Origin of the sequence: Arthrobacter sp. GCM10027362 (assembly GCF_042679445.1) — a bacterium.
In the GTDB taxonomy this organism is placed as follows: Bacteria; Actinomycetota; Actinomycetes; order Actinomycetales; family Micrococcaceae; genus Crystallibacter.
The window spans coordinates 1-26,065 of the sequence record NZ_JBHTML010000040.1 but is presented as its reverse complement, the minus strand read 5'-3'; the positions used below and the strand labels follow the sequence as shown (position 1 = coordinate 26,065).

19 protein-coding genes are annotated in these 26,065 nt (G+C 68.8%); 6 read left to right on the top strand and 13 right to left on the bottom strand.

All coding sequences use genetic code 11. From position 1 onward, the window contains the following. From ACFQ36_RS08470 to ACFQ36_RS08450, 5 genes are all read right to left on the bottom strand, one after another. On the bottom strand, window positions 1–2,022 hold a 2,022-nt coding region (locus ACFQ36_RS08470; protein ID WP_377012552.1), incomplete at its 3' end, for an AAA family ATPase. Window positions 2,023–2,031: 9 nt separating this feature from the next. Further along, window positions 2,032–4,641 (bottom strand): AAA family ATPase, encoded by a 2,610-nt coding sequence (locus tag ACFQ36_RS08465; protein WP_377012550.1) that lies wholly within the window; start codon window positions 4,639–4,641, stop codon window positions 2,032–2,034. 331 nt (window positions 4,642–4,972) lie between these two features. Next, window positions 4,973–5,449: a Fe-S cluster assembly sulfur transfer protein SufU gene (sufU, locus tag ACFQ36_RS08460; protein WP_377012548.1), complete on the bottom strand. Its 477-nt coding sequence runs from the start codon at window positions 5,447–5,449 to the stop codon at window positions 4,973–4,975. After that, window positions 5,446–6,768, bottom strand: a complete 1,323-nt coding sequence (locus ACFQ36_RS08455; RefSeq protein WP_377012545.1) for an aminotransferase class V-fold PLP-dependent enzyme — start codon at window positions 6,766–6,768, stop codon at window positions 5,446–5,448. The genes sufU and ACFQ36_RS08455 overlap by 4 nt, the downstream gene beginning before the upstream one ends. A 141-nt stretch (window positions 6,769–6,909) precedes the next feature. Beyond that, complete coding sequence (locus ACFQ36_RS08450) at window positions 6,910–8,238, bottom strand: hypothetical protein (protein WP_377012543.1); 1,329 nt, start codon at window positions 8,236–8,238, stop codon at window positions 6,910–6,912. A 265-nt stretch (window positions 8,239–8,503) separates the two neighbouring features. Between ACFQ36_RS08450 and gmd the strand changes: the two genes are divergently transcribed. Together gmd and ACFQ36_RS08440 are read left to right on the top strand one after the other, a co-directional pair. Continuing rightward, on the top strand, window positions 8,504–9,538 hold the full coding sequence (gene gmd, locus ACFQ36_RS08445; protein WP_377012541.1) for a GDP-mannose 4,6-dehydratase: 1,035 nt from the start codon (window positions 8,504–8,506) through the stop codon (window positions 9,536–9,538). Beyond that, the gene (locus tag ACFQ36_RS08440; protein ID WP_377012539.1) at window positions 9,535–10,488 is read left to right on the top strand and encodes a GDP-L-fucose synthase family protein; all 954 of its coding nucleotides are present in this window, start codon (window positions 9,535–9,537) and stop codon (window positions 10,486–10,488) included. Before gmd ends, ACFQ36_RS08440 begins: the two co-directional genes overlap by 4 nt. Before the next feature lie 85 nt (window positions 10,489–10,573). Here ACFQ36_RS08440 and ACFQ36_RS08435 read toward each other — a convergent pair whose 3' ends face one another. From ACFQ36_RS08435 to ACFQ36_RS08420, 4 genes are all read right to left on the bottom strand, one after another. Further along, on the bottom strand, window positions 10,574–11,998 hold the full coding sequence (locus tag ACFQ36_RS08435) for a glycerophosphodiester phosphodiesterase (protein WP_377012538.1): 1,425 nt from the start codon (window positions 11,996–11,998) through the stop codon (window positions 10,574–10,576). A gap of 65 nt (window positions 11,999–12,063) precedes the next feature. Beyond that, complete coding sequence (locus ACFQ36_RS08430; RefSeq protein ID WP_377012536.1) at window positions 12,064–12,699, bottom strand: low molecular weight phosphatase family protein; 636 nt, start codon at window positions 12,697–12,699, stop codon at window positions 12,064–12,066. Window positions 12,700–12,788: 89 nt separating this feature from the next. Beyond that, on the bottom strand, window positions 12,789–13,487 hold the full coding sequence (locus ACFQ36_RS08425) for a hypothetical protein (RefSeq protein ID WP_377012534.1): 699 nt from the start codon (window positions 13,485–13,487) through the stop codon (window positions 12,789–12,791). A gap of 17 nt (window positions 13,488–13,504) precedes the next feature. Beyond that, the gene (locus tag ACFQ36_RS08420) at window positions 13,505–17,245 is read right to left on the bottom strand and encodes a LamG-like jellyroll fold domain-containing protein (RefSeq protein WP_377012531.1); all 3,741 of its coding nucleotides are present in this window, start codon (window positions 17,243–17,245) and stop codon (window positions 13,505–13,507) included. Between the two features lie 354 nt (window positions 17,246–17,599). Between ACFQ36_RS08420 and ACFQ36_RS08415 the strand changes: the two genes are divergently transcribed. The 4 genes from ACFQ36_RS08415 to ACFQ36_RS08400 all read left to right on the top strand — a co-directional run bounded on the left by ACFQ36_RS08415 (window position 17,600) and on the right by ACFQ36_RS08400 (window position 22,310). Then, window positions 17,600–18,190, top strand: a complete 591-nt coding sequence (locus tag ACFQ36_RS08415; RefSeq protein WP_377012529.1) for a CDP-alcohol phosphatidyltransferase family protein — start codon at window positions 17,600–17,602, stop codon at window positions 18,188–18,190. Further along, window positions 18,187–19,311 (top strand): glycosyltransferase, encoded by a 1,125-nt coding sequence (locus ACFQ36_RS08410; RefSeq protein ID WP_377012527.1) that lies wholly within the window; start codon window positions 18,187–18,189, stop codon window positions 19,309–19,311. The genes ACFQ36_RS08415 and ACFQ36_RS08410 overlap by 4 nt, the downstream gene beginning before the upstream one ends. Before the next feature lie 117 nt (window positions 19,312–19,428). Next, a complete protein-coding gene (locus ACFQ36_RS08405; RefSeq protein WP_377012525.1) occupies window positions 19,429–20,868 on the top strand; it encodes a polysaccharide biosynthesis tyrosine autokinase in 1,440 nt (479 codons plus the stop codon). 5 nt (window positions 20,869–20,873) lie between these two features. Continuing rightward, the gene (locus tag ACFQ36_RS08400) at window positions 20,874–22,310 is read left to right on the top strand and encodes a hypothetical protein (protein ID WP_377012523.1); all 1,437 of its coding nucleotides are present in this window, start codon (window positions 20,874–20,876) and stop codon (window positions 22,308–22,310) included. Between the two features lie 25 nt (window positions 22,311–22,335). On the opposite strand, the gene ACFQ36_RS08395 is transcribed toward ACFQ36_RS08400, so the two are convergent. From ACFQ36_RS08395 to ACFQ36_RS08380, 4 genes are all read right to left on the bottom strand, one after another. Beyond that, the gene (locus tag ACFQ36_RS08395) at window positions 22,336–22,908 is read right to left on the bottom strand and encodes an acetyltransferase (RefSeq protein ID WP_377012521.1); all 573 of its coding nucleotides are present in this window, start codon (window positions 22,906–22,908) and stop codon (window positions 22,336–22,338) included. Further along, the gene (locus tag ACFQ36_RS08390; RefSeq protein WP_377012553.1) at window positions 22,895–24,190 is read right to left on the bottom strand and encodes a glycosyltransferase family 4 protein; all 1,296 of its coding nucleotides are present in this window, start codon (window positions 24,188–24,190) and stop codon (window positions 22,895–22,897) included. The genes ACFQ36_RS08395 and ACFQ36_RS08390 overlap by 14 nt, the downstream gene beginning before the upstream one ends. 2 nt (window positions 24,191–24,192) lie before the next feature. Continuing rightward, the gene (locus tag ACFQ36_RS08385) at window positions 24,193–24,660 is read right to left on the bottom strand and encodes an adenylyltransferase/cytidyltransferase family protein (protein ID WP_377012519.1); all 468 of its coding nucleotides are present in this window, start codon (window positions 24,658–24,660) and stop codon (window positions 24,193–24,195) included. Next, on the bottom strand, window positions 24,650–26,065 hold a 1,416-nt coding region (locus ACFQ36_RS08380), incomplete at its 5' end, for a LuxR C-terminal-related transcriptional regulator (RefSeq protein WP_377012517.1). The genes ACFQ36_RS08385 and ACFQ36_RS08380, both read right to left, overlap by 11 nt.

Sequence of the window (26,065 nt, the reverse complement as noted above, 5' to 3'; positions counted from 1 at the left end):
CTGGGCCCTTCCGACGGGCCCCAGCGCGGAGAACCTCGCCAGATAGGCATCCGCCGCGGCGCCGTCCCCGGCTAGGGCGGCCGTGTAGGCGCCGGCGGCCAGGGCCGGCGGCAGCAGCCGCTGGGAGTCGGCCACTTCCAGTGCCTCGATGGCGGTCTTCAGCAGGCTCAGCCCGGCCTCGTACCTGGCTTGGCCAACTGCCGCCGCGGCCGCCGCCAGGCTGGCGGCCGCACCGAGCTGGACCTGGCTGCCGGAAACGGACCCCGGAAAGGCCGCCAGGACCTCGTGGATTCCGAGCGTACTGCCCTGCCGGATCAGGCCCAGCACGTGGGTGGCCGCAACGGCTTCGCAAAACGGCAGCAACCGCGCGCCCCGGCGCCGCAGCATGTCCAACGCCCGGGCACTCAGCCGCGTGCCGGATTCAACGCGTCCGGTGGCGATGCGGATCTCCGCCGCGAGGACCTTGGCGGCCAGCGTGCATTCGGCGAATCCTTCCGGCTGGCTGCCGATGGCGGCGAGCCCGGCCTCTGCCGGGCCGTAGTCTCCTTCGGCCACTTTCACGGCCAGCCGCATCAGCTGCACCCCGGTCCTCGACCAGGCGGCCAGGCGTGCGTACCTGCCGCCGGAGTCCGAGGCGGCGATCCGCTCGATTGCCTCCGACCACCGGCCGGCGATCTCCTCGAGGGTCTCCGGTCCCTTCCCCTGCATCCATAGCCGGACCCTGAGCAGGGTGGCCGAGCCGGCGGTCAGCAGGTCCCGGGATTGTTCGAGCAGGCCTGCCGTGGCCGCGGCGGCCCGGCCGTAGTCTCCGCTGTCGGCGTATGCCCGCCCGATCTGGACCTGCGCCGCCGCCCGGTACACGGCCGACTTCACCGCGGTGGCCGCCCTGAGGGCCATCCGGCTGTCCAAGCCGTCATTGGCCAGCCTGGCCGCGCGCAGCAGCAGCCGGTCGGGTACCTCGAGCCCGCGGTCCAGGGACCAGTCCACCTGCCGCAGCAGGGATTCCCCCGCCGGCCCGCCGCTACCCGTGGCGGCGACGATCCGCCCGCGCAGGCGCAGGCTCCGGCTGGCCGGTATCCGGTTGCGGACCACCTCCGCATACAGCGGGTGGGCAGTGCGCACCAGCCGCCGGGCGTCCTCCGAAACCGTAATGACCCCGGCTTCGACCAGTTCATCCAGGCAGGCGCCCGCCGTGGTGCCCAGCAGCACCGGCAACGGCAGCGGTTCGGCCAGGGCGATGGTTTCCAATGCTTCCCGGGCCCCTGCGGAATGGTTGCCCAGCTGCGCCTGGACCAGGTCGGCCAGGCGTGCCCCGGGCGGGCCGGGTTCTCCCGTCAGCACCCAGACGCCGTTGTGCTCGGCCAAGGCTCCGCTGCGCCTGGCCTGGGCCAGCAGCGCCAGGACGAACAGCGGGATCCCCCCGGCTGCGTCCCGGAGCGCCGCACTGCTGCTGGCCAAAACCGGGCCGCCCAGGACGGTGCGGCAGAGCCGGTCCGCTTCGGGCCGGTCCAGCGGCCGCAGCGTATGCCGCGTGAGGAGCTGGTCCGCTGCCAGGGACAGCAGTTCCCGGGGCGCTGCAGGCTTGGTCCTGCCCAAGGCCAGCAGCTTGGCTGCACCGGAGGAGACCAGCTGCGCGACCAGGACCGCACTGTTGTCGTCCAGGTCCTGGACGTCGTCGATGACCATCAGCACGGGTTTGCCGTCGGTGCTCGAGCGGCGCATGCCTGCCATCAGCGAGCGCATGGCAGCTAGGACCGAGTCCGCTTCGCTGGCCGTCATCGGTCCCAGGTGCGGCACCAGCGCGCCGAAGGGGATTCCGGTCAGCTCCGGGCCTGCATGGATCCACAGCGGATGCACTGCATCGCCCAGGCCGGCCACAACTGCCTGGGCCACGGCGGACTTTCCCATGCCTGGTTCCGCGACCAGCAGCGCACCGCCCCCGGGGCCGAGGATGCTGGCCCGCACTTCAGCCAGGACGTCCTCGCGTCCCACCAGCAGGCCGGATCCGAATTCCTCGATCATGGCCGCCCCCTAGGCCAGGACTTCGCGCAGCTCGGCGCGGCCCGAGACCTGGAGCCGGCTGTAGATCTTCCCGAGGTGCCAGTCCACCGTCCGCGGCGAGAGGTGCAGTTCCTTGGCCAGCGACGTGCTGCTGCGGCCCTGCCCGGCAGCCAGGGCCAGGTTCCGTTCGAAATCGCTCAGTTCCTCGATGCGCCGCCGCGTGCCCCGGTAGCGGTCAAGCTTGCGGAAGGCTTCGCGCTGGAAAGTCCGTGCGCGGCGCCGGTCCGATTCGTCCGACGGCATCTGTCCGGCTGATTCCGCCAGCTCGTAGGCCAGCAGGTCGTTGCCTTCGCGCCGGGCCAGCTCGCAGGCCTGAAGCAGCAGGCCTGCCTTTCCCTGCACCCGGCCCGCCGCCAAAAGATGGAACATCCGCGCCAGCGGCCAGTCCGCCGTTTCGGTGCATTCGGCCAGCCGGCGGGCCGACGGCAGGTCTCCGAGCCGTGCCGCGGTTCCGAGGTACAGCGGTACCGCCGAGGCCAGGCCCCGGGCGGCTGCCTGGGCGGCGCGCCCGTTCAGTTCGGCGACCGCTTCCGTGCGGCGGCCCAGCCGTGCTTCCGCGGCAATCCGGAAATAGTCCGAGCCTGCCCGGACCTGCCACGGCCCGGTCTGCCTGGCTTGGGCATGGGCCTGCAGGTACTGCCGGGCCCGCGCCTGGTCCCCGCCCAGCACGCAGGCATACGCCGCGGCCGCCAGCCCCAGCGGCAGCACTCCGGACGGGTCGGCAACCCGAAGCTGCGCAATGGCGCCTTCGAGTGCTTCGAGCCCCTGGCCGTCCCGGCCGCAGAGGATGTGCAGCAGGCCCGCGGCGAGCTCTTCGGCCACGCCGGGCGCGGCACCGAACAGCCTCATCCTCCCGTCCAGCATGTCCGCACAGCGGCCCCACATGCCCAGGGCCAGGTAGACCGCGAAAACGTCGCCGCGTACCTGCTCCCGTTCGGCCGGCACCAGTCCGGGCGCGGACAGGCCGGCCTCCAGCTGCTCCGCAATCTCCACCGCCTCGGCGGCCCGTCCGGTCAGCGAACAGGCTGCCGCCAGCAGCGAACCGAACCGGAGCCATTCGGGCAGGTCCAGGCTCCGGTCGGCGAAAGCCTCGGCAGCCTGCGGCGGCAGCTGCGCGAACCTTCCGGCGAAAGCCGCATCTTCCGCTTCGGCCAGCACCAGTTCCCGGCGCATGGTCCGCAGGTCTTCGGCGCTGGTTCCGGCCGGTGGGCCCTGGAGCAGCCGGCCCAGTTCCTGCAGCACGCCCCCGGCGGCAGCTGCGGATCCGGGGCCGGCCCGCAGGGCGCGGTGGCGCTCAAGCTGCAGCCGTGCCCACGTCAGGGTGCCGGCGCCTGGCAGCACGCGTTCGACGGCTTGGACGGCCGCCAACGGGTCGCCCAGGGCACCGAGCGCGCGGGCTTCCTCCAGCACAAACTCAGGATCCCGGCTGCTGCCGGGAACACACCGGACAAAACGCAGGGCCGCAGTCCGGTCCTGGAGCCGGTTCGCCAACCGGGCCGCGTCCAAGGCGCCCTGCCGGTCCAGTATCCCGGTGCTGTCCAGGCCCCAGCCGGCGAACTGCAGCGCGGCCGGCGGCGGAAGTTCCGCCGGCCGGATGTCCCCGGCCACGGACCTCCACAGTTCCAGGCGCCGGCCCGGCTGCACCAGCTGGCGCAGGACGGCTGCGACCAGGGGGTGCTTCAACCCCACCATGGCCGGCCGGGCGGCGGAGACGTCCAGGACATCCAGGTCCTGGAGTTCGTCCAGGACGTCTGCCTCCCCCCGGTCCTGCAGCAGCTTCAGCGGCAGTTCGGCGGCGAAAGCGAGCAGCTCAAGAACGCTGCGCTGCCGGGGCGTGAAAGCGCCCAGCCATGAACGCACGACGTCGACGACGGCACCCGAATGGACCACGCGGCCGGCCAGCACCCACACCCCGTCACGCTGCACCAAGGTGCCCGCGCTGCGCTGTTCCAGCGCCAGCAGCCGCAGGAAGCGCGGATTGCCTGCGGTGAGTTCCCACAATCCGGACACGGCGGCCCGGGACACCCGCCCGCTCAGCAGCGCCTCGACAAACCGTGCGGATTCCTCCCGGCTGAAATTCCCAAGGTCCAGCCGAAGCAGTTCCCCGCCGGACCACATCCGGGCGAACTGTGCCGCCACGCCCGAGAATCCGGTGACGCTGATCATGAGCTTTGCCATCCGGGCCCGGGCCAGCTGAGTCAGGACCGTCGCGGTCATGCTGTCCAGGTCCTGGGCATTGTCCACCACGATCAGCAGCTTCCGGCCCGCGGCGCGCTCGACCAGCAGCCGGGAAGCCTCCTGCAGCACCATCACGGGATGGTCCTGCACGTCCCCGGCCGCTTCGCTGAGCAGGAAGCCCAGGGCCCCGAACGGCAACCGGGCCGTGGCTGCGCTGCCGCGCACCTGGACGACGCAGGCGTTGCCAAAGTGCTGTTCGACAATGTGCTGCGCCATCGTGGTTTTCCCGACCCCTGCGGCGCCCACGAGCAGGATTCCCGCCCCCGCCGCCGACTGCAACGCCTGGCAGGCTCCTTCGACCAGGTCTTCGCGCCCGATGAACTGCCCGGGCCAGGGCTGCACTATCCGCAGGGTCCTCCCCGATCCCCGCCGGCCTTCCCCCTTGGCCCGGCCCCCCTCATGCAAAGACAATGCGACATTAGCCATACCACTCCCCCAAAGAACGGCATCCATCACAAGCTGCAGTTCCGACGGCGGTACGGACCTTACGGTTAGGCGACGCCGGCCCGTACCAGGCGCGCCGGCGGCTACCGGCGTCCATCGAAAGCATGTGCGAGTACAACTACATATATGTGAGTACAACTACATATAAGTAGGGACGCCGCGGCGTTGGATCAAGGCAGGGCCAGAACTTCCCCAAGCTTTTCCCAAGAAGGTGCGGGCAGGGTTTCCGCTACGGATGCGGGCACCCTCCGGAGGCGAGGAGGGCTTCCTCCAGCGCCACCCAGGCGAGCATTGCGCATTTGACCCGTGCCGGATAACGCGACACCCCGGAAAACGCCGCGGCATCGCCGAGCAGTTCCTCGTCCGCCTCGACGGCACCGCGCGAACGCATGACCTCGCGGAAGTTGTCGACCAGCTGGAACAGGTCCTGCCGGTCCAGGCCCACGGCCATGTCATGCAGGACGGACGCGGAAGCCATCGAGATGGAGCAGCCCTGTCCTTCCCAGCTGAGCCCGGAGATGGTCAGGTCGTCGCCGGAGGCATGCACCGAGGCGCGCAGGGTGATCTCGTCCCCGCAGGTGGGGTTGAGCATGTGGGACTCCCCGACCCGGTCTCCGGCCGGGGCCTCCGCCAGCCCCGCCCCGTGGCGGGCCCTGGCATGGTCCAGAATGATCTGCTGGTAGAGCTGCTGCAGGTCCGAACTCACTTCGCCACTCCAAAAAACCTGCGCACGCCGGCCACTGCATCCAGGAGCGCATCCACATCCTCGGTGGTGTTGTACAGGTAGGTGCTGGCCCGGGTGGTGGAGACCAGGCCCAGCCGGCGGTGCAGCGGCTGGGCACAGTGATGGCCCACCCGCACGGCAATGCCCTGGTCATCCAGGAACTGGCCCACGTCATGGGAGTGCACGCCGTCGACGTCGAAGGCGGCCAGGCCGATCCGCTCGATGCCGGCCCCGGGCCCGACGACGCGGACGCCCTCGATCGCCTCGAGCCCGGCAACCAGGCGCTGGCCGAGGTGCGCCTCCCAGGCGTGGATCCGGTCCATGCCCGTCTCGGCCAGGTAATCCACCGCGGCGGCCAGCGCCACCGCCTGGGAAATTTTCTGCGTCCCGGCCTCGAAGCGCTGCGGTGCCGGCAGGTACTCTGCCTGCTCCATCGTGACGGTGGTGATCATGGAGCCGCCGGTGAGGAACGGGGGCATGGCATTGAGCAGCCCGGCCTTGCCGTAGAGCACGCCGACGCCGGTGGGGCCGAGCATCTTGTGGCCCGAAAACGCGGCAAAGTCCACGTCCAGTGCCTTCACGTCCACCGGCAGGTGCGGCACCGACTGGCAGGCATCCAGGACCACGAAGGCATCGTGCTCCCTGGCCATTGCCACCAGCGTGTCCACCGGGTTGATGGTGCCAAGGACGTTGGAGGCATGCGTGAAGGCGAGGATCCTGGTGCGCGGGCCGATGATGCGCGCCGCCTCCTCGAGCCGCAGCGCCCCGTCGTCGTCCACCGGAATGTAACGGAAGGTGGCGCCGGTGCGGAAGGCGAGCTCCTGCCAGGGAATCAGGTTGGCGTGGTGCTCCATCTCGGTGGCCACTATCTCGTCCCCCGGGCCCAGCCGGAACCGTTCCGCGGCCGCTCCCCCGCGCCCGGCGCTGGCATTGGAGAAGGCGTAGGACACCAGGTTGATGGCCTCGGTGGCATTGGAAGTCCAGATGATTTCGTCGCCGCGGGCGCCGACGAAGCGGGCCACGATCCCCCGGGCCGCTTCGAAGACCTCGGTGGCCTCCACTGCCAGATAGTGCGCACCGCGGTGCACGGCGGCGTTGCGCTGTTCGTAGAATTCCTGCTCGGCCTCCAGGACGCTGGCCGGGTTCTGCGACGTCGCCCCGGAGTCCAGGTACACCAGCGGGTGCCCGTTGACCTCCTGGCCCAGGATCGGGAAGTCGTTGCGGATGCGCAGCACTTCGGCATTGTCCATCGCCGCGGCTGCATGCTGGAGTGTCGACGGTGTTGACACCACAGGCGCCATGGGGCCTCCTTTGTTGGCTGGTTCGTACAGCTGCCCGCCATTACGCAAGACAAATCTGCTCTAATAATCCCACGGCAACCCGCTGCGGTCATGTGAGCGGAACCTAACCTTGGCGCCGGGCTGGCAAAAGGCCGCCTGCGGTCACGCGGAACTTCGCACCGACGCGCCCTCCGCAGGCTCTGCCGGGGACGGGGCGGCCAAGTCCTGCCGGCGGGACTGGGAGCGGTAGATGAGCTGCGAGGGCACGCCGAAGACCAGCGGGCTGGCCACCGCGGCGGCCAGGAAGCCCAGCAGCAGGCTCAGGTCGACTCCCCCGAAGTGGTAGCCCAGCGCGAACGATCCCAGCGTGACGGTGACGAGCAAAGCCCGGCAGGCCGTCACGGTCCCTTGCCGGCCCAGCAGCCTGAGCACCACGGCGTGGATTCCGGACCAGCCCGAGCCCACGATGGAGGCTCCGACGAGCAGGAGCCCGACGAGCAGGGGTCCGTTGCGGACACCTGCCAGTTCGAATTGCGTCAGCCAGACGAACACCACCAGGGGCAGGACCCAGGCCAGGGCCAGGGCGCCCTGCAGGCGCGCCAGCTTCCGGCCATGCCCGATCAGGGCATCGTTGCCGGCATGTGCCTGGCTGCTTGCCCCGTCGGCGATCAGGTTGATCGACCTGGCGGCGAACACGAGGTTCAACGGCCCCAGCAGGGTCTGCGCCAGGCGGACACCGCCGATCAGCGCGGAGGCGCCAAACCCGCCCAGCACCATCAGTGGAATGGTCGAGTTGAACTGGCCGATGGCAAAGTCGGCCAGCTGCAGCGAAGCGGGCCTCAGGTACGACCCGAGCGGCGTGAAGCTGCCCAGCCGGGGCAGCCGCAGCCGCAGGTACAACGTGGGAACAACCAGCGACAAACCAAGATAGGCCTGATAGAGGACCGGTTCCGCGGCCGCCAGGAGCATAAACAGCGACGCGACGACCAGCACGAGGCGGATTGCGTCCGAGATGGCCACGTCCCACCGGCGGTCCACGGCCATCGCCCGGAAACGCAGCCAGTCGTGCAGGACGGGGAACGCGCCGCTGACCGCCAGCACCAGGACGAGCCAGGACGCGCCGGGGTCAAAGAGCAGGGCAGCCGCGGCGAGGAGCACCCCGGCCGCCAGGGCGCCGGGAAGCGCGTAGCGGAACGGCACCAGCGCGTGCTTGTCATGCCGGAACCGGATCAGTGCCGGCTGGAACAGGAAGGAACGGACCAGGCCGGCCAAGGTCACGGCCGCGAGGCTGAGCAGCGAGAACACGGCAAACCGGCCGGTATCCATGAAGGCTGCGGCCAGCACGATTCCCAGGGCTCCGGAGGCGCTCGAACACACCTGGGCAAGGAACAGCGGCCGGTCCGCTGCCGCGCGCAGCCGCGACCGGATCCGGCGCCTCCCCGGGCCGGCATGTCCGGCCGCCGTCCGCTGGTCCACCTCGAATGCCGACATCAGTCCCCCTCCCCCGGCCCCCCGGAATACGGTCAGTGTAGCCACCCCCCGGCGGGCCCGCCGCCCTCCGGGGCGCCGACAAGTAATTCCGACCAAAAGACGAGTGTTTCTTTCCCCTTCATTCGGCGCGATGATGCATAACGACCGGGTCTCAGCCAAGTCAGGCCGAATACGGCTTCATTTCCGCGATTCGGGTCCTTTGCGGATCCTTTCGGCTAATTTGCGAACTATTTGCGGTTCACCGAGGAATACTTTTGGGGGAAAGATGGAACGCCGCGCACTTATTACCGGAATCACCGGCCAGGACGGTTCGTACCTGGCCGAATTGCTCTTGAAAAAGGGGTACGAAGTCCACGGGCTGATCCGCCGGGCTTCCACCTTCAATACCAGCCGCATCGACCATTTGTACGTGGACCCGCATGAGTCCCAGGCGCGTCTGTACCTGCACTACGGCGACCTGAGCGACGGCGCCCGGCTGGTGACCCTGCTGGCCAGGATCCAGCCGGACGAGGTCTACAACCTGGCGGCCCAGTCGCACGTGCGCGTCTCCTTCGACGAGCCCGAGCACACTGCCGACACCACCGGGGTTGGATCGGTGCGGCTGCTGGAGGCAGTACGGATGGCCGGCCTGGACTGCCGCTTCTACCAGGCGTCGTCGTCGGAAATGTTCGGGGCAACGCCGCCGCCGCAGGCCGAGGACACCCCGTTCTATCCGCGCTCGCCGTACGGGGCGGCGAAGGTCTACAGCTACTGGGTGACGAAGAACTACCGCGAGGCCTACGGCATGTTCGCCGTGAACGGGATCCTGTTCAACCACGAGTCCCCGCGACGCGGCGAAACCTTCGTGACCCGCAAGATCACCCGTGCCGTGGCCGCGATCAAGGCCGGACAGCAGGAACACCTCTTCATGGGGAACCTGGACGCGGTGCGCGACTGGGGCTATGCGGCCGAGTACGTGGAGGGCATGTGGCGGATGCTCCAGGCCGACGAGCCCGACGACTACGTGCTGGCCACCGGGGTCGGCTATACCGTGCGCGACTTCCTGCAGGTGGCCTTCGAGCACGCCGGGCTGAACTGGGAAGACCACGTCCGCTTCGACGAACGCTACCTGCGCCCCACCGAGGTCGACGCGCTGATCGGGGATGCCTCCAAGGCCCACGCCGCGCTCGGCTGGAAGGCCACCGTCGAAACACCGGAACTGGCGCGGCTCATGGTCGACGCCGACATCGAACTGCTGAAGCGGGCCGGCACCAGCTGGATCGACACGGTGAGCCTGGGCAGCTGGGCGGAGCGGGCATGACCGGGCCGCTGGACCGGTCGGCCGCCTTCTACGTTGCCGGCCACCGCGGGCTGGCCGGTTCAGCCATCTGGCGCAAGCTCCAGACCGAGGGCTTCCGGAACCTGGCCGGGCGCACCTCCGGTGAGCTTGACCTCAGGGACCGCGGCGCGGTGTTTGGCTTCTTCGCCGCGGTCAAGCCACGTTACGTGGTCCTGGCGGCGGCCAAGGTGGGCGGCATCCTGGCCAACAGCACCTACCCGGTGGACTTCCTCAGCGAGAACCTCAGGATCCAGCTGAACGTCATGGACGCCGCACTGGAGCACGGCACCGAACGGCTGTTGTTCCTGGGCTCCTCGTGCATCTATCCGAAGTACGCGGAGCAACCGATTACCGAAGACGCCCTCCTCACCGGACACCTGGAACCGACCAACGACGCCTACGCCATCGCGAAGATCGCCGGCATCCTGCAGGTCCAGGCCGTCCGCCGGCAATACGGCCTGCCCTGGATCTCCGCCATGCCGACCAACCTGTACGGGCCCGGCGACAACTTCTCGCCGCAGGGATCCCACGTCCTTCCGGCGCTGATCCGCAGGTACACCGAGGCCGTGGACGGCGGCAGCAGCACGGTCACCAACTGGGGCACCGGGAGCCCGCGCCGGGAATTCCTGCACGTGGACGACATGGCCGACGCCTGCCTGCACCTGCTGGAGCACTATGACGGCCCGTCCCACGTGAACGTCGGAACCGGGACGGACGTGACCATCAAGGAGGTCGCCGGGCTGGTGGCCGACGCCGTCGGCTACTCCGGCGACGTCGTCTGGGACAGCGGCAAACCCGACGGGACGCCGCAGAAGCTGCTGGATGTCTCGGCGCTGGCGGCCTCGGGCTGGACGGCCAAAATCGGGCTGGCCGAGGGCATTGCCGACACGGTCCGCTGGTACCGGGCGAACCGGGACACGGTCCGCAGCTGATACGCTCCGCAGGCCAACGGGCTGTGCCGCTTCCGCAGCGAAGCGGCACAGCCCGTTGGCCTGCCCCGGCCGGCAGGGCGCGGCTTTAGGATGCGGCAACCTTGCGGAACTCAACCGGCGCGTCGCCGTCGTAGTTCTTGGTCAGCGAAAAATACCCGCCGCGGAACTCCTGGTGGCGCACAATGTCACGCCAGCCGGTGCCGTCGGTGCGCGCAAACCCGACGGTTGCCGGCGTCACGTCCACCCAAAAGCTCATCCATTCGCCCGCACGGGCCGGCTCCGTCTGCAAGGTCGACAGCAGCGTTCCGGAAATCTCCCCCGGTCCGCGGCGAAACAGTTCCAACGTGCCGGATGCGCGCATGACCACGTGGTATCCGCCGACACCGCTCCGCTTGAGCACCCGGTACGGCTGGTCCCCGGGCTGCCCGAAGGCCAGCCCGGCATGCTCCTGGCTTTGCGGCAGCTCCCGGGGCCAGCGCATCTGGAACTGGATGCTGTAGATATCCTCCGGCAGCGGGCACATGGACCCCATGCAGTAGCTGGGGTTCTCCGGTCCGTTCAGCGCGATGCTTGCCGGTCCCGGCTGGATCGCCGGCTGCCGGCTCCAGCCGCGGTCCACGGCCCAGGGCAGGTCGCCGGCGGCCCGCAACCCCGTACCGAACCGGTCCGTCTCGTAACGCGCCGTCGAGGAGGTGACGTAGGGAATATTGGAGCACATCATGCCCGCAACGCCCAGGTCCAGGAGCCGGTCCCGCATGGAGCGGGTATGGACTTCCCAGCAGATTACGGGCTTGCCGGTGGCGACCAGCCGCTCGATGACCTGGTCCGGGGCCGTGTGGTAGACCCCCAGGTAGTCGAAACGCGGTTCCAGTTCGTCGATCCGGTCGAAGAGATCCTCGCCGAAATACCCCCAGGTCTTGTAGCCCCTGCCGGATACCTCGGTGACCTGGTCGGCCATGGCCACCTGCTTCCAGACAAAATGGCTGCGCGACTCCGGGTAGCTGTCCATCAGGTCCAGCAGCGCGCCGGTGTTGGTGCCCTGCTTGTCCTCGATGAAGATGACGTGCGAGCCGGCGTAGGCGTCCAGGACGTCTTTCAGCAGCGGGATGGGCTCCAGGGTGCTTGCAGGACCAAGCCATTCGCGCGCATCGTTGCGCAGTTCCCCCAGGTCCTCGTACGGGGTGTCCGCGATTACCAGGTCCTTCCCGGTCAGCCGCTTGGTATCCCTGTCATGGTGGCAGACGAGCCGGCCGTCGCTGGTGCAGTTCACGGACACCTCGATGGCCTTGGCTCCGGCTGCCGCCGCCTGGGCGTAGGCCAGCGCGGTATGTTCCGGCCAGTTGTCCCCGGATCCGCGGTGCGCGATGTAGTACGGCCTGGTGCCCAGCAGTTCTTCGATGGTGTGGGCCGGCTGCCCGGCCGCCGGCGTGTCCGCGCTGCGCTGCCCGGGGGTGCATCCGGACAGCAGGGCGGCCAACGACGCGCCCAGCAGCAACTGCCGCCGTGTCACCAACGATGATTCCTCTGCCGCGAACCGGGTCTTCATGTTCCAGAGCATAGTGGGGATGGTTCCGCTCAGTTCCGGAACGACGCTTCGAAGGCGCGCAGCGCCTGCAGCGCCGGCAGCATTTCGCTGAGCATTTGCGCGTAGGCGTCGGCAGGGCGGTGGTAGGGATCGACGATGTCGTCGTCCTGTTCGCCGTCGGCCAGCGTTTCCGGCCGGACCGCGGGCGCCGACGAGACCAGCCGGCGCCACCGTGTGGCCGTTTCGCCCTCGAACAGCTCCCGGCAGCCGGCGGTGGAATTGAGGTGCTGGACCATCCGGCCGAACTCGCGCAAGGTAAAGGTGCGTCGCAGCACCCCCGGATGCAGCTGCACGATTTCCGAACGGTGCCCGCGCGTCATGCCCAGGACCAGGTCCTGGGCCGGCAGCAGGTCCGCTGTCAGCTGGCGGGCCGTGAATGTCCCCGGCTCGGTGATTGCAGCCAGCTGGCGCACCGCAAGCCGCGTCATCGCGCTGCCGGTCAGCGCGCGGGTTCCGGCACTGCGGATCTCGAAGGTATCCGGGCTGAGCTCGTCCAGCCAGGCCCGCAGCACCTGCTCGGCTACCGGGGACCGGCAGACGTTCCCCGTGCAGACCATCAGGATCCGGAACGGGGTCCGCGAGCGCGGGTCCGCTGTTTCTGCTTCGGTTGGTTCCACGGCGGTCATGTCCTACCTCCAGGCTTTCGGTCCCGCGGCCGCATCCCGGCGTCCTGTTTCGGACGCCGGGATGCGGCCGGGCAACAACAGCTGTGCATTTACTCGGCAGGTATCCAGGCGTAGCAGTTCGACGTTGATACCGAAGCCGCCTTGCCGGGAACCTTCAGCTTCGCCGGGTCCCCGTCTTCGATGCTCCCCTCGGCCAGTACCGTTCCGCGTTTGTCAACAACCTGCCAGCTGCAGGCCTTGTCAGGGGAAACCGCCCGGTAGGCGCCGGCCATGATGCTCTTGCCGGGAACTGCCTTGTCCGCGACGGCCACCTGCCCGTCCCCGAAGCCGCCGGTTCCCGCCTTCAGCTGCGGCCCGAATTCCGGGCACAGATGGGCGATGGCTTCCGCGGCATTCGGGATCTCCCCGCTGGCCAGGGCACCCGGCAGGATATCCGGATCGGCCTTGCCGAGGTAGGCCAGCCGGTCGCAGGCCTCCCGGCCCGATTCGACCACGGCGACCGGATACACCCCCGGCTCGTCCAGGGCGGCGGCGTACGCCGATTCGGCTGCCGAGAGCTTCTTCTGCTCCACCTTGGCGGCTTCCTTGGCAGTCTTCGGCGGCTTTTGCTCCGCCTTACCGGCTGCCTTGGCGCCGCTTCCGGCGGCGGATTCCTTGCCGGACTCCTGCGGTGCCTCCGCCTGCCGGCCGGCCGGCGGGGACTGCCGGTCCTGGCCGGCGCTGTTGCCGGGAGCCACGCAGCCGGCCAGCAGCAGCGCGATGGCCCCGGCTGCGAGCGTTCTGTTCACCTGATTGCCCATGCCCTTCACTGCCCTTCGAATGTTAGCCGCAGCTCGGGACGGTAGCTGCTGTTGGCCTGCTCGCGGGACCAGAACCACAGATTGTCGGTGCCGGTGCTGGTAATGGCCAGCGTGATCGTGCCGTCGGCCGCCGGCTTGAGGGCCGCGGGCTGGAGCGCCGCGGTGTAGGCCGTGTTGATGTCCTTCACGGCGGAGAACTCGCCCAGGTTGCCGTCGGCCAGCGCCGGCCGGTTGCGCCAGGTCACCGTTGCCTCGTCCCAGGCTGCCTCGGCCAGGCGCACCTGGTGGGCGTCGGCCGAGCCGGCGATGGAGTCGCTGGCGGTGCGGATCGCCAGTTCCGCCCCGGTCAGGACGGTTCCGGCCGGCGCCTCGGGAAGCTCGAACTTCAGGTAGGACGTGTAGCCGAGCGATCCCCGGGAGGCCAGCCGGTTGCTGCTGCCGTAGTTTGTACCGGACGACCCTTCATTGACCATCGCATCGGCCGCCGGGGCGAGCAGGACGGTCGTCGGCTCGACCGGGGCCTCCGCCACCACCGCGCTGGCTTCGGCGCTGGCCGGGCCGGCGTTGCCCGCGGCATCTACGGCAACCACCTTGTAGTACCAGGTGCCCTGCTCCAGGCCCTCGTCGACGAACCGCGTGCCGGTCACCTCGGCAACCTGGCTGGCGGCATCGGCGGTGAAGCCGGCCGAAGCGGACCGGTGGACGCGGTAGCCGGTGACGCCGACGTCGTCCGTCGCCGCCTCCCAGCTCAGCGTCGCGCTGTCGGTGCCGCCTTCGGCTTTGAGGCCCTGGACGGCGCTTGGGCTTTCAGTATCCGGCAGTTCGCCGCCGGTACCGAGCACGTAGTGGGCCTTCACCTCGTCGGCGCCCAGGGCCTTGTTGTAGACGGCCACTTCGTCGACCTGCCCGGTCAGGTACCGGCTGCTCGCCCCGCCCCACAGGTTGTCGCCCCCGACACGCCAGTAGCCGGTGTAGACCTGGGCGGCAGTCTGGGGGTGGGAACCGGCCAGGGCTCCGTCGACGTAGAGCCGCAGTCCGTCGGAGGACTGGGTGGCCACCACGTGGTGCCATTTGCCGTCATTGTAGGCGCCGCTGGTCGTGATGGTGTTCTCCCGTCCCGTCCAGGTGCCGAACACCAGGCGCCCGTCGTCGCGCATGTAGACATGGCGGTCATAGTTGGAGGAGAGCCCGGCCTGCTGGTTCGAGAAACCGATCAGCCGCCCGCCCGTGGTTGCCCGGGTGGAGAACCACAGCTCGGCCGCGTACTGCTGGGGGCCGCTGTAGGAGGTGGACGAGGAAATGTGGCCGTCGGCACCCAGCCCCGCCCCCTGGCCCGACACGCCGGCCGCGGAGGTGACGGTGCCGTTGAGCAGTCCGTCGGTGCCGAAGATCCCCGAATCGGCGACCTTGTTGCCGGCGAGGCTGTCGAACCGCCAGAAAAGGTCCGGCTCCGCGTCGAACACCCGGGCGCCGTAGGCATCTGCCGGCTTCTGCGGGACGTCCGGCGTGCGGCCGGACTTGGTGTAGTGGTCCACCACCTGGGTAGCCGTCAGGACGCCCGGGTAGACGGCGGTCTCGTCGAGCTGCCCGGCGAAGAAGTTGCTCAGCGGGCGGTCCGGCCAGCCGTTGAGGTTGTCCCCGCCGACCCGCCAGGAGCCGGTGTAGTTCTGCGCGACGGTGTTGCCGTTGCGTCCGGCGATCTTGCCGTCCACGTACAGGACCATGCCCGAGGGTCCCTGGGTGGCCACCACGTGGTGCCACTGATTGTCATTGAACGCCTTGGCGGTCTTCACGGTCACGGTGCTGCCGGTGTAGGCGCCGAAGACGATCTGCCCGCTGTTGGTCATGTAGATATGGCGGTCGTAGCTGTTGCTCAGCCGGGTGTCCTGGGTGCCCGTGAAGGGGCGCCCGTTGCCGAAACCGACCAGCTTGCCGCCGCGGGTGGTATCGGTGCGGAACCACGTTTCCACCGTGTACACCGACGGCCCCGGCTCCACTGCGTCATTCAGGGCGTAGTCCTCCACGCCGTCGAACCCGATGGCGGAGCCGGCCTCGCCGTCGACCGCATTGGGTGCGGCCTGCAGCAGGGGGGTCTTCATGTAGCGCACATGATGGTTGCCCGCGTTGGAACTGTCCGCGCCGTAGACGTCGCCGGTTTCGCTGTAGCGCCAGTAGAGGTTCGCGCCTTCCTTTTGGACCGTGGCGGCGTACGGGGCGTCCTGGCTGGCAGTGGTCACGGAGGCCGTGGCCGAGAGGGCGGTGGTGGTGGCGCCGTCGCTGGCGGTCACCTGGTAGGTGTACCGGGTGCCGGGCACGGCCGTGGTGTCGATGAACGACACCTGCGGCTGGTACCACCAGGTGGAGTCACCGGTCAGCGTGGCGATGGGCGTGCTGCCGCCGTTGCGGTAGACGCGGTAGGTCAGCCGTCCGTCGTCGTTGTCCGTGCTGGCCTTCCACCGGACCTGGACCCGGCCGTCCTGCAGGGACTCGGCCGTCACGCTGCCCGGCCGCGTCGGGGCCGCCGAACGCGGTCCGTCCGCGAAACGGGTCAGTCCGCGCTGGTCCTTCTGGTTGGTCCGGGTGAATTCGCCGCCAACCCACAGATAGGTCTTTCCGGCCTTGGCGGAGGTCACCAGCGCCCTGGGACCGATGCCTTCACCGATGCCGTCGTTCAGGTCCGGCTTCCAGGCGATCGTCGCGGAGGTGTCGGCGTTCTCGGCCTGGAGGTAGATCCGCCGGCCGTCGGGCTGCCAGCCCATGCCGGCGCAGTCGTGGGCATGGTTGGCCGAATACAGCGTGCCCTGGAAGACCGCCAGCGCCTGGTTCGCGCCCAGGCAGGTATTGCGCCAGCGCTGGTTCAGGTCCGAATAGTTGATGGCCAGTTTGCCGTCGAAGACGCCGCCGCCGGTGCCTTCGTTGGCAACGTAGAAGCTGGTCGAGTCCGAGGTGATGGCCTTGGTGACCGAGGTGTCGGGAATGAAGCCCGCCGGGTATGCCTTCAGGACGGTACCGTCGGTGGCCTTGGTGACGGCGATGGAGTGGGAGTACTGGGAGTTCACGTTGAAGAAATCCCCGCCCACGGCCACCATCGTCCCGTCCGCGGAGACGGAGACGGCCCGGCCCACGCCGTCGGCATTGGCCGTCCACGGCAGCAGCTGGCCCGAGGCTGCGTCGATGGCCGCGAACCTCTCCCGCGTTTCGCCGCGGACCGTGGTGAAGTCGCCGCCGAGGTAGACGGTGGACGCGGTGGCGTCGATGGCCCGCACGGTGGCCGAAATGGCTCCCGGCCGGAACGATGTCAGCTTGCACGTGGCTATGTCCAGCGCCGCCAGGCGGGCGATCTGGGTGCCGTTCACGGCGGTGAAGTGCCCGCCGATGTACAGCGTCTTGCCGTCCGGCGAAACGTCGAGGGCGCGGACGGTGGTTGTTCCGGTGCTCGAGGTGAGGACGGGCCGGCAGCTCAGAGGCTGTCCGGTCGCCGCATCGAACGACGCCAGCGAGGTCACGGCGATGGCCGTGCCCGCCGTGCCGGCGGGGGGCGTCAGCTGCGAGAACGTCCCGCCGGCGAAGACGACGCCGTTGGATTCGGCCAGCGCCCAGACGGTCCCGTTGGTTTGCCAGGTGGGTTCGTCCAGTGCGGAGAAGGATAGGTGTTCGGAAAGCGCCGTGGCCGGCGCGGGCGCAGCGACGGACAGGGCTGCGGATACCATCAGCCCGGCCGTCGCCATGGTTAAGACCCTGCGCATGTTTTCTCCTTGAAAGCGCGAGTAGGCATGTCCCGCCCGCCAGGCGGTGCGGTGATGGTCCAATGTAATGCCTCGGACTGCAGGATTCCGGCGCTTAAGCGGAAAAGCGAGTACCCGTATTCGGCAGGCAGGTAGTTGCCGCGGAATGACGAGTATGCCGCCCCTGGGACATTGGCGGCATAATCACCTCAGGCGGGAATTTTTCCTGTCTTGTGCCATTTTCCTGGGGGGGGAGCAAATGTGGGCAGCTATGCATTAGCGGTCGCCGAATTAAAGGACCGGCAAAAAACCGCGCGGGGGGTCTCGTACTACACCCGGTGGGTCAACCGCCCGTGCGGGCGCCGGCTGGCCGCCGTGGCGCATACCTGCGGCCTGACGCCGAACCAGGTGACCCTGCTCAGCGGCGCCACGACCGGGACGGCCGTCGTGCTCGTGGCCACCCTGCCGCCGGCTGCCTGGGCCGGCGCGGCCATCTGGTTCCTGTTGGCGGTCGGCTTCATGCTCGATTCCGCCGACGGGCAGCTGGCCAGGCTCCGGGGCGGCGGAAGCCGCGCCGGCGAGTGGCTGGACCATGTGCTGGATGCCGGCAAGATGGCGGCAGTCCATGCCGCGGTGCTCATCAGCTGGTACCGGTTCTTCGATCTGCCCGAGTCCATGCTGCTGGTTCCGCTGGCGTTCCAGCTGTGCGCGGTGGTGACCTTCGCCGGCGGCACGCTGACGGAGCTGCTCAAGCGTACCGCCGGATCCGCCGATGCCGGCCGGCCGGCCTCGGCGCTGCGCTCCGTCCTGCTCGTTCCGGCGGACTACGGTGTCTTCTGCCTGGTCTTCCTGGCCTACGGCGCACCGTGGCTGTTTACCGTTCTCTACAGCGCGTTCGCGGCGGCCGCCGGCTGCTTTGCCGTGCTGCTGCTGGCCAAGTGGTTCAAGGAGTTGAAGCAGGCATGAAGATTTGCCACATCGTCGCCTACGTCAGCAGCGACGGCGCCTATGGGGGTCCGACCACCGTGGCCTTCGCCCAGTGCCAGGCACTCCAGGCCGGCCACGAGGTCACGTTGCTCGCCGGCTGGGACGGCAAAGCCCAGGCCGGCGGGACGGACGGAATCCGCCGGATCTACAAGCGCGCGTTCAGGCCGCTGTCCTCCTTCGGAAGCCTGTTCAGCCCGGGCCTGCTGTGGTGGCTGCTGCGCAACGGCCGTTCGTTCGACCTGTGCCACATCCATTTGGCCAGGGATTTCACCGTCATGCCGGCCGCCCTGCTGTGCCGCCTGCTGTCCGTGCCCTATGTGATCCAGACCCATGGCATGATCCGGACGCCGTCCGGCCTGGCCGGCCGCGCGTACGACAGGTTCCTGACCTTCCCGGCGCTGCGCGGCGCCCGGCGGTCCTTCTACCTCACGACCGAGGAACATACGGACCTCTCGGCGATGCCGGGCCATCCGCCGTTCGAGCAGGTCCGCAACGCCGTGCCTGTTCCCCCGGTGCCGTCCCGGCCCGCCGGGCCGGCGGAGCGCGTCAACGTCCTGTACTGCTCCCGCATGCACAGCAGGAAGCGGCCGGCCCTGTTCGTCGACATGGCGCTGGAGCTGGAGGAACGGGCCGCTGCGGCGTTCGGTTTCAGCATGGTGGGTCCGGACGGGGGCGAGCTGCGCCGGGTCGAAGATGCCATTGCCGCGGCACCTGCCGCGGTGCAGTTGACGTACGACGGCGCGGTCCCGCCCGAGGCGGTGGCGCGCATCCTGGGCGAAACGGACATCCTGGTCCTGCCGAGCATCAACGAGCCATTCCCGATGATTGTCCTGGAAGCGCTCTCCATGGCGGTGCCGGTGGTGGTCGATTCTACTTCCGGCCTCGCCGGCATCCTGGCGGATCGTCCCGGGGCGCGGGTGGTCGACTCCACGCCGAAGTCCCTTGCCGATGCCGTCCAGGATCTTTCCAAGGACCTCGCTGCCGAGCGCGAAGCTGCCCGGTCGATTGCCCATGAGGAGTTCTCCCTCCGGCGGCTGGCCCGGCAGCTGGACGCCGCGTATGCGGACTCATTGCCGCCGGCGGCTGCGCAACGGAGCTGAAGCCTGCAAAAAGGATTCAGCGAAACGTCGAACAACTGCGTGCAGCCGCTATTCTTGCTGCCATGGCTGCGGGACGCCCGCGGTCCCGATGGCTGATTCTGGGGGGAAGGAAACGTCGTGGAAATCCAGGACTACCTAAGGTTGTTGAGGAAACGCTGGCGGGCGATAACGGCGATCACCATGCTGTGCGTGGCCGCCGCGCTGGCGCTGGCCTGGATGGCGCAGCCGATGTACCGGACCCAGGTGGCGGTCTTTTTCTCGGTGGCCGAGGGGGAAAGCTTCAACGACCTGGCCCAGGGCGGGGTCTATTCGCAGCGGCAGGTGGTCTCGTTTGCCGAACTGGCGACGTCTCCCCTGGTGCTGAACCCGGTCATCAAGGACCTCAAGCTCGATCTCACCGCACAGGAACTGAAGCGCGAGCTCTCGGCGACGATTCCGACGAATACGTCCATCGTGAATGTGAGTGTGACCGATCCTGATCCGGAGCAGGCCGCCGTCATTGCCAGTACCATTGGCCAGGAGCTCAAATCCGCGTCCTTCCGGCTCTCGCCCAAACACTCGAACGGCAGTGCCATGGTCCAGGCGACGATTACTACGCCCGCGACTGTTCCCGACACCCCGATTTCGCCGCAGCCGAAGATCAATCTCGTGCTGGGGCTGGCAGTGGGCCTGGGACTCGGGATCGGATATGCGGTCCTGCGCGAGCTGATGGACAATAAGGTCCGGTCCGACCAGGACGTGCAGGCGCTCACCGACGTGCCGGTGCTCGGGCAGGTAGCGCTGGAACGGGATGGCGGACAGGGCCATCTGATCGGCGGGGCGCAGGCCTCGCAACCCTTGACGGAGGCGTTCAGGTCGCTTCGCATGGGCCTGCAGTTCGTAGAACTCGCGCACCAGGCCCGCAGCCTGTGCGTAGTCTCCGCCGTCCCGAACGAGGGCAAGACCACCACTGCGATCAACCTCGCGATCAGCCTGGCCCAATCCGGTTCCAGGGTGCTGCTCATCGACGCGGATCTGCGCAAGCCCTCCGTGGCGCGGGCGATGCGGCTGGAAGGCTCTGTAGGCCTGACCTCCGTGCTGATCGGCGATGCCGGGTTCGACGACGTGGTCCAGCCGTGGGGCAGGACCTCCCTCGACGTGCTGCCGGCCGGCGTCCGGCCGCCCAACCCGCCCGATCTGCTCGGTTCGGATGCCATGCGCCGGCTGCTGGCCGATCTCGGCAGCAAATACGACACGGTCATCCTGGACTCCCCTCCCTTGCTGCCGGTGAGCGACGGTTTCGTCCTGGCGCGGCAGACCGACGGCGCCTTGCTGGTGGTCGGTGCCGGCAGCACCAGCAAGGACCAGTTCGGCCGTGCGCTCAAGAGCCTGGAGAAATTCGACGCCCCGCTGCTCGGCATCGTGGTCAACAAGGTCGCGTCGCATTACCTGCAGGACTCCTACTACGCATACGAGTCCGACCCGTCCGATGCCGGCACCGAGGCATCGCCGAAGCTCCCCGCACCGTCCCCGTCCGAGCGCCGGAAGCAGCACGATGCGCTGCCGGTCGAATCCTGACCTCCATGAAGCCCGAAGCACCGGGAACAGGAGCGGTCACACGGGCTGAGCCGGATCCCTCGACAACGCGCCAGCGCCTGCTGTGGTTCACCGAGTCTGCCGTCGTCCTGGCCGTTGTCCTGCCCGCCATGGTGGTGCTGACCACGGAGGATGCAGGCCGGAGCACGGCCTGGACCCTGACGCTGGCCATCCTGGTCTGGGCCGGCATCCGGCTGTCCGTCATTATTGCCGGAGGCAAACCGAGGCTGTTCGAGTTCATCTTCTGGCTGTTCGTGTACATCTTCCTGGGCCTGGCACCGACAATCCAGATCCGCACTGCCGCCGTCGCCTCGACGACCAAGGACATGCCTGCCAGCGTGGATTGGCCCACGGCCCTGCTGGTTGCGCTGTCCCTGATCGTGTTCGAAGCCGGACGGACGCTGCCGGCCGGCCGCCGCACCCGGGCGGCCGGGTACCGGGGCGGCCGGCTCAGTCCGCGCTGGACCTGGCTGCTCTTCGCCATCGGCCTGGCCTTCCTGCTGTACTACGTCCAGTCGCTCGGCCTCGAATCGTTCTTCCAGAACCGCGAGGCGCGGCAGGAAGCCAGGTCCTCCAGCTTCGAGGACAAGTCCAGCGGGGCCATCATCGGCGCCCTGGCCTGGGTCCCGCTGCTGATCGCGGCCGGTTCGTTCGCCACGATGGGCCGGCTGCGCCGGGCCGTGCCCCGGGCCCGCGCGTACCGTATCGCCGCCGTCGTGGGGGTGCTCGCCGTCCTGGTGGTGATGAATCCGATCAGCGGGGCGCGCTACACCTCCGGGACCGTGATGTTCGCCATGCTCTGCTATACCGGCATCCTGACCCGGAAGCGTTTGATCAGGCCGCTGCTCGGCGGCCTGCTGGCTGCCTTCCTGCTGCTGTTCCCGATCGCCGATGCCTTCCGCCGCTCGGAAGTCAGCGTGGGCCGCACCGGCTTTTTCAGCGAATACGCCGGCAACGGCGACTACGACGCATTCTGGCAGATTGCCAACTCCTACCTGTACATCCAGTCCGAAGGCCCCACCTGGGGCCGGCAGGCGCTCGGAGTGCTCCTGTTCTGGGTGCCCCGGTCCCTGTGGACAGGCAAGCCCGACGACACGGGCCTGCTGCTGGCCGGCTACCGGGGCTACTCGTTCACCAACCTGTCGGCCCCGCTCTGGGCCGAGGCGCTGATCAACGGCGGCATGGTGGCGCTGGTGGCCACGTTCCTGGCGCTAGGCCTGCTCATCGTGCGCCTGGACCGCAGGCTTCCGCAAAGCCTCCGCTCGGACAGCGGCCTGGCCATCGCGGCCTCGGTGTTTCCGGCCTACATGATCATTCTCCTGCGCGGCTCCATGCTGCAGGCCACCGGGGTCTTCACCATCATGCTCTTGTCCATCGTGCTGGTATCGTCAGGCGGCAAGCGCGACGACGCGGCGGCTCCATAGCGAAAGCGCCATGGAGCCGCCGCGGTCAGCGGCCGTCCGCGGGGAATCTGGGGCCCAGGAACGCCAGCGGGTTGCCCCCGGCAATAGTGTTGGGCGGTACCGATCCCTTCACCACCGACTGGGGGGACACCAACGCGTTGTCGCCGACGTCCGCCCCGCCCAGGACCACGCACCGGGAGGTCACCCAGGCCCCGTCCCCGATGGAGATGGGGCTGGTGATCAGGGCCATGTCGCGCCGGTGGGCGTGGCTGCCCGTGGTCAGGAACGTCTCCTGGGAAATGACCGCATCGTGCCCGATCCGCACCTGGTCCTGGTTGTGTATCCAGACGCCTTCGCCGATCCAGGACCTGTCCCCGATCTCCAGCTTCCAAGGAAAGCCGACCCGCGTGCGGGGGCGGAAGATGACGCCTTCGCCGATCCTGGCCCCGAACAGGCGCAGCACCTTGACGCGCAGGGCGGAGCTGATCTGCCATGAGTTGGTGACGAACAGTCGCTCCGCGACGGCCCAGAGGTACACCACGGGCTTCGGCTTGTCCCAGGCTTCACGCGAGCCGGGGGCCTTGGACAGGTCGATGGTTGCAGTCTTATGAGCCAACATGGCTGTTCTCCTGGTTATGCCGGCCGAAACCGGGTGACGATGGGGCGGCGGGTTCCCGTGCGAGCTCCGCCAGCAGTTCTTCGAAGGCGGCGATGGCCTGCGCCTCGGCGAGCATCTGCTCCCGGAAGCGCAGCCCGGCCCCGCCCAGCCGCCGGGCCCGTTCGGGGTCGCTGCCCAGCTGCTCGGCGGCCGTCACCAGGGTCTCCGGCTCCCCCGCCGGCACCAGCACGCCGCCGCCCGACGCGGCAACCTCGCTGGCGGTCACGCTGTCCGCATCGGTTGCGGCAATCACGGGCCGTCCGGTGCTGAAGTAGGAGGTCAGCTTGCTCGGCACGGACATGCCCCTGACGCCGGGCAGTTCATTGACCAGGAGGATGTCTGCCGCAGCCAGCACGGGCTGGAAGTCCACCTCGGGCAATGGCGCCAGGAAGCCCAGGTTCGGTATCCCGGCGCCCAGGGCGTGGAGCTTTTCGCGCTGGTTGCCGTCGCCGAGCAGGATGAAGCGGACCTTGCTCTTCCTCCCGGAGGCGCCGCGGGCCGCTTCCACAACGTTCTCAAGGCCCTGCTTCACGCCCATGTTCCCGGCGTGCAGGACGATGATGTCGTCCGGCTGCCAACCCAGCTTCCGCCGCAGGGCGTCCCGGTCGGTTGCCGGAGCCGGCGCCAGATGGGTCCAGTTGCGGATGACCGCCACCCTGTCTTCCGGCACCCCCAGGGGGCCGGTGATGTATTGCCTGAAGCTCTCATGGATGGCCACCACTTTGTCCGCGGCGTTCAGCAGCCGCGATTCCGCCCGGGCCAGCGGCCGTGCCAGGGACTTGCCCCCGGACGCCGTTTCCGCCACCCCCCGGCTGTAGAGGTCCTGGACCCACACCGCGTTCGGCACCCGCCGCCCGAATTTGCTGCGCAGGACCCCGAACGCCGTCGCAAACAATGCGGGGTTGACGAACACCACAACGTCGGGCCGGTGCCAGCGGGCGAACAGCAGCCGGACCCCGAAGCTTATTTCCATCAGCATCCGGGTGGCATAGGTGGGCGCTGCCGGCACGAAATGGCGCAGCCGGTCGACCCGGATGCCTTCCTGGACCCCGCTCATGCGCCAGCCGCGGTAGCCCCTGCGGATTTTCCATTCCGGATAATGCGGATAGCCGGTCAGCACGGTGACCGTGTGGCCCCGCTCGCGCAGCCTGTGCGCCAGGCGGGTGGTGTACGGCGCGGTCCCCGTTGTTTCCGGCGAATAATTCAGGCCGATGACGGTGACGCGGATCCCGGCGCCCGCCATGCTCACCGGCCTCCGTGCGCAGCCGCGCCGGTCGCGTCCCGGCCGGCCGGGCCGGTGATCACCGCCAGTGCCTGGCGCAGCACCGTGCTGGAGGTGTGCATGGTGTAGGGAAAATAGACGACCTCGACGCCGACCTCGCCAAAGCGGCGTTCAAGGTCCCGGCCCTTGGCCGTGCCCCGCCAGTCATCGCCTTTGAAATAGACATTGAACCCCACCTGGGCCCAGGTATCCAGCTTGTCCGCGAACACTTCCGGAAGGGCCTCGTCAACGCATTTGACGTTGCCGACGATTTCCAGCCGCTCGGACAGCGGAATGACCGGACGGATCCCCTTGTCCGCTTCGCATCGCTCGTCGGAAAGCACCCCGGCGACGAGATAGTCGCAGTGGCTCCTGGCCTGCTGCAGTATGTTCAGGTGGCCGATGTGGAACAGGTCAAAAACGCCCCCGGCATATCCGATTCTAACTGTCACAATTCGTCCTTCTGCTGGTAGGGATGGTGCTCGGGAGGCGGGAGACGACCCGCCCCAGTTCCTGTCGCTGGCTGATGCCGAGCTTGGAAAAAGTCCGGTACAGATGCCCTTCGACGGTTCGTTGCGATACATAGAGGCGCTTGGCAATTTCCCGGTTGCTGAGCCCTTCGGCAGCCATCGCGACGATTTCCTGTTCGCGCCGGGTCAGTTCGGCGGCTTCCGCTGCCTCGGCCAGGGATCCGGTGGCGATTCCGCCAACGTGGTGCAGCAGCCGGTTCAACCGCTGCCGGAGCACGCCGGCCTGCCGTGCCTCGCCTGTCCGCGCGTGGATCCTCACCGCCGCCGCCAGGCTTTCTGCTGCGTCCGCGTAATGGTGGACGCTTTCGGCGGCGCGGGCAGCGTCGAAGAGCATCTCCGGGTCCTGCGCCGCCCGGGCCGCCGCGACCCGGTAGCCCACGCCGGCTTCGGTACCCTCGAAGGTGGCGGCCAGCTGCCCCAGCCGGTGCAGCTGGTCCGTTGCCCCGGTCCTGCACAGCACTTCGAGTATTTCCTTCTCGCAGCGCAGGAAGCCCGCGTTCCGGGCATCGGCGGCCAGCCCTGCCAGCTGCCCCGCCGCCTCCCCGCCGCCGCGGGCCGCCTTCGCCGCGGCCGCATACGCCGCCGCAACCAGCCACCGGTGCTGCGGTCCCTGCTGCGGCAGCAGCTGAAACTGCGCGGCATACTTCAGGGCCAGGCCCCGCTCCCCCAGCTGCGCGGCAGCATGTGCCAGCAGGCCCAGCACGTAGGGCAGCAGCGTCTCGGGATCGGCCAGGCGAAGTTCTTCGACGGCGGGAATGAGCCTGTCCAGACCCTGCCGCAACCGTCCCTGCCGGACGGACACCAGGGCCGCAAACAATTCCGCGGAGCCCCGCAGGTAGGAGGGCGAATCCTCCCGGCCTCCCCGGAAGGAATCCAGGTGCTCTTCCACCTGCCAGTACCTGCCGGCATGGACCAGCGCGAACATCAGGCGGGTCGCCACGAACGCACGCAAGTCCAGGCTGCCGGATTCCCCGGATTCCAGCAGGGTAAGTGCCTGGCCTGCCAGCCGCTGCGCTTCGATACTGCGCCCCGAGGCGTCCAGCCGTTCGGCCAGCAGTGCCAGGGCTGCAGCCCGGATATCGGTCAAGGCGCTGCGCCGCCCGGCCAGCTCCCGCAATGCCGGCTCGGCCTCCGGAGGCAATTCCGGAGACGAGAGGCACTGCGTGTTCGCCGCCAGCTGGTGGATCAGCAGGGCACCGTCCGATAAGGGCCCGGTGCCGCCGTCGCCACGGTCGGCCAGCCGCTGGCAGCTGCCGGCAAGCGAGCGCAGCTGGTCGGCGGCCGCCAGACCGCGCCGCGCCAGCTGTACTGCCAGGGCGAGGGCTTC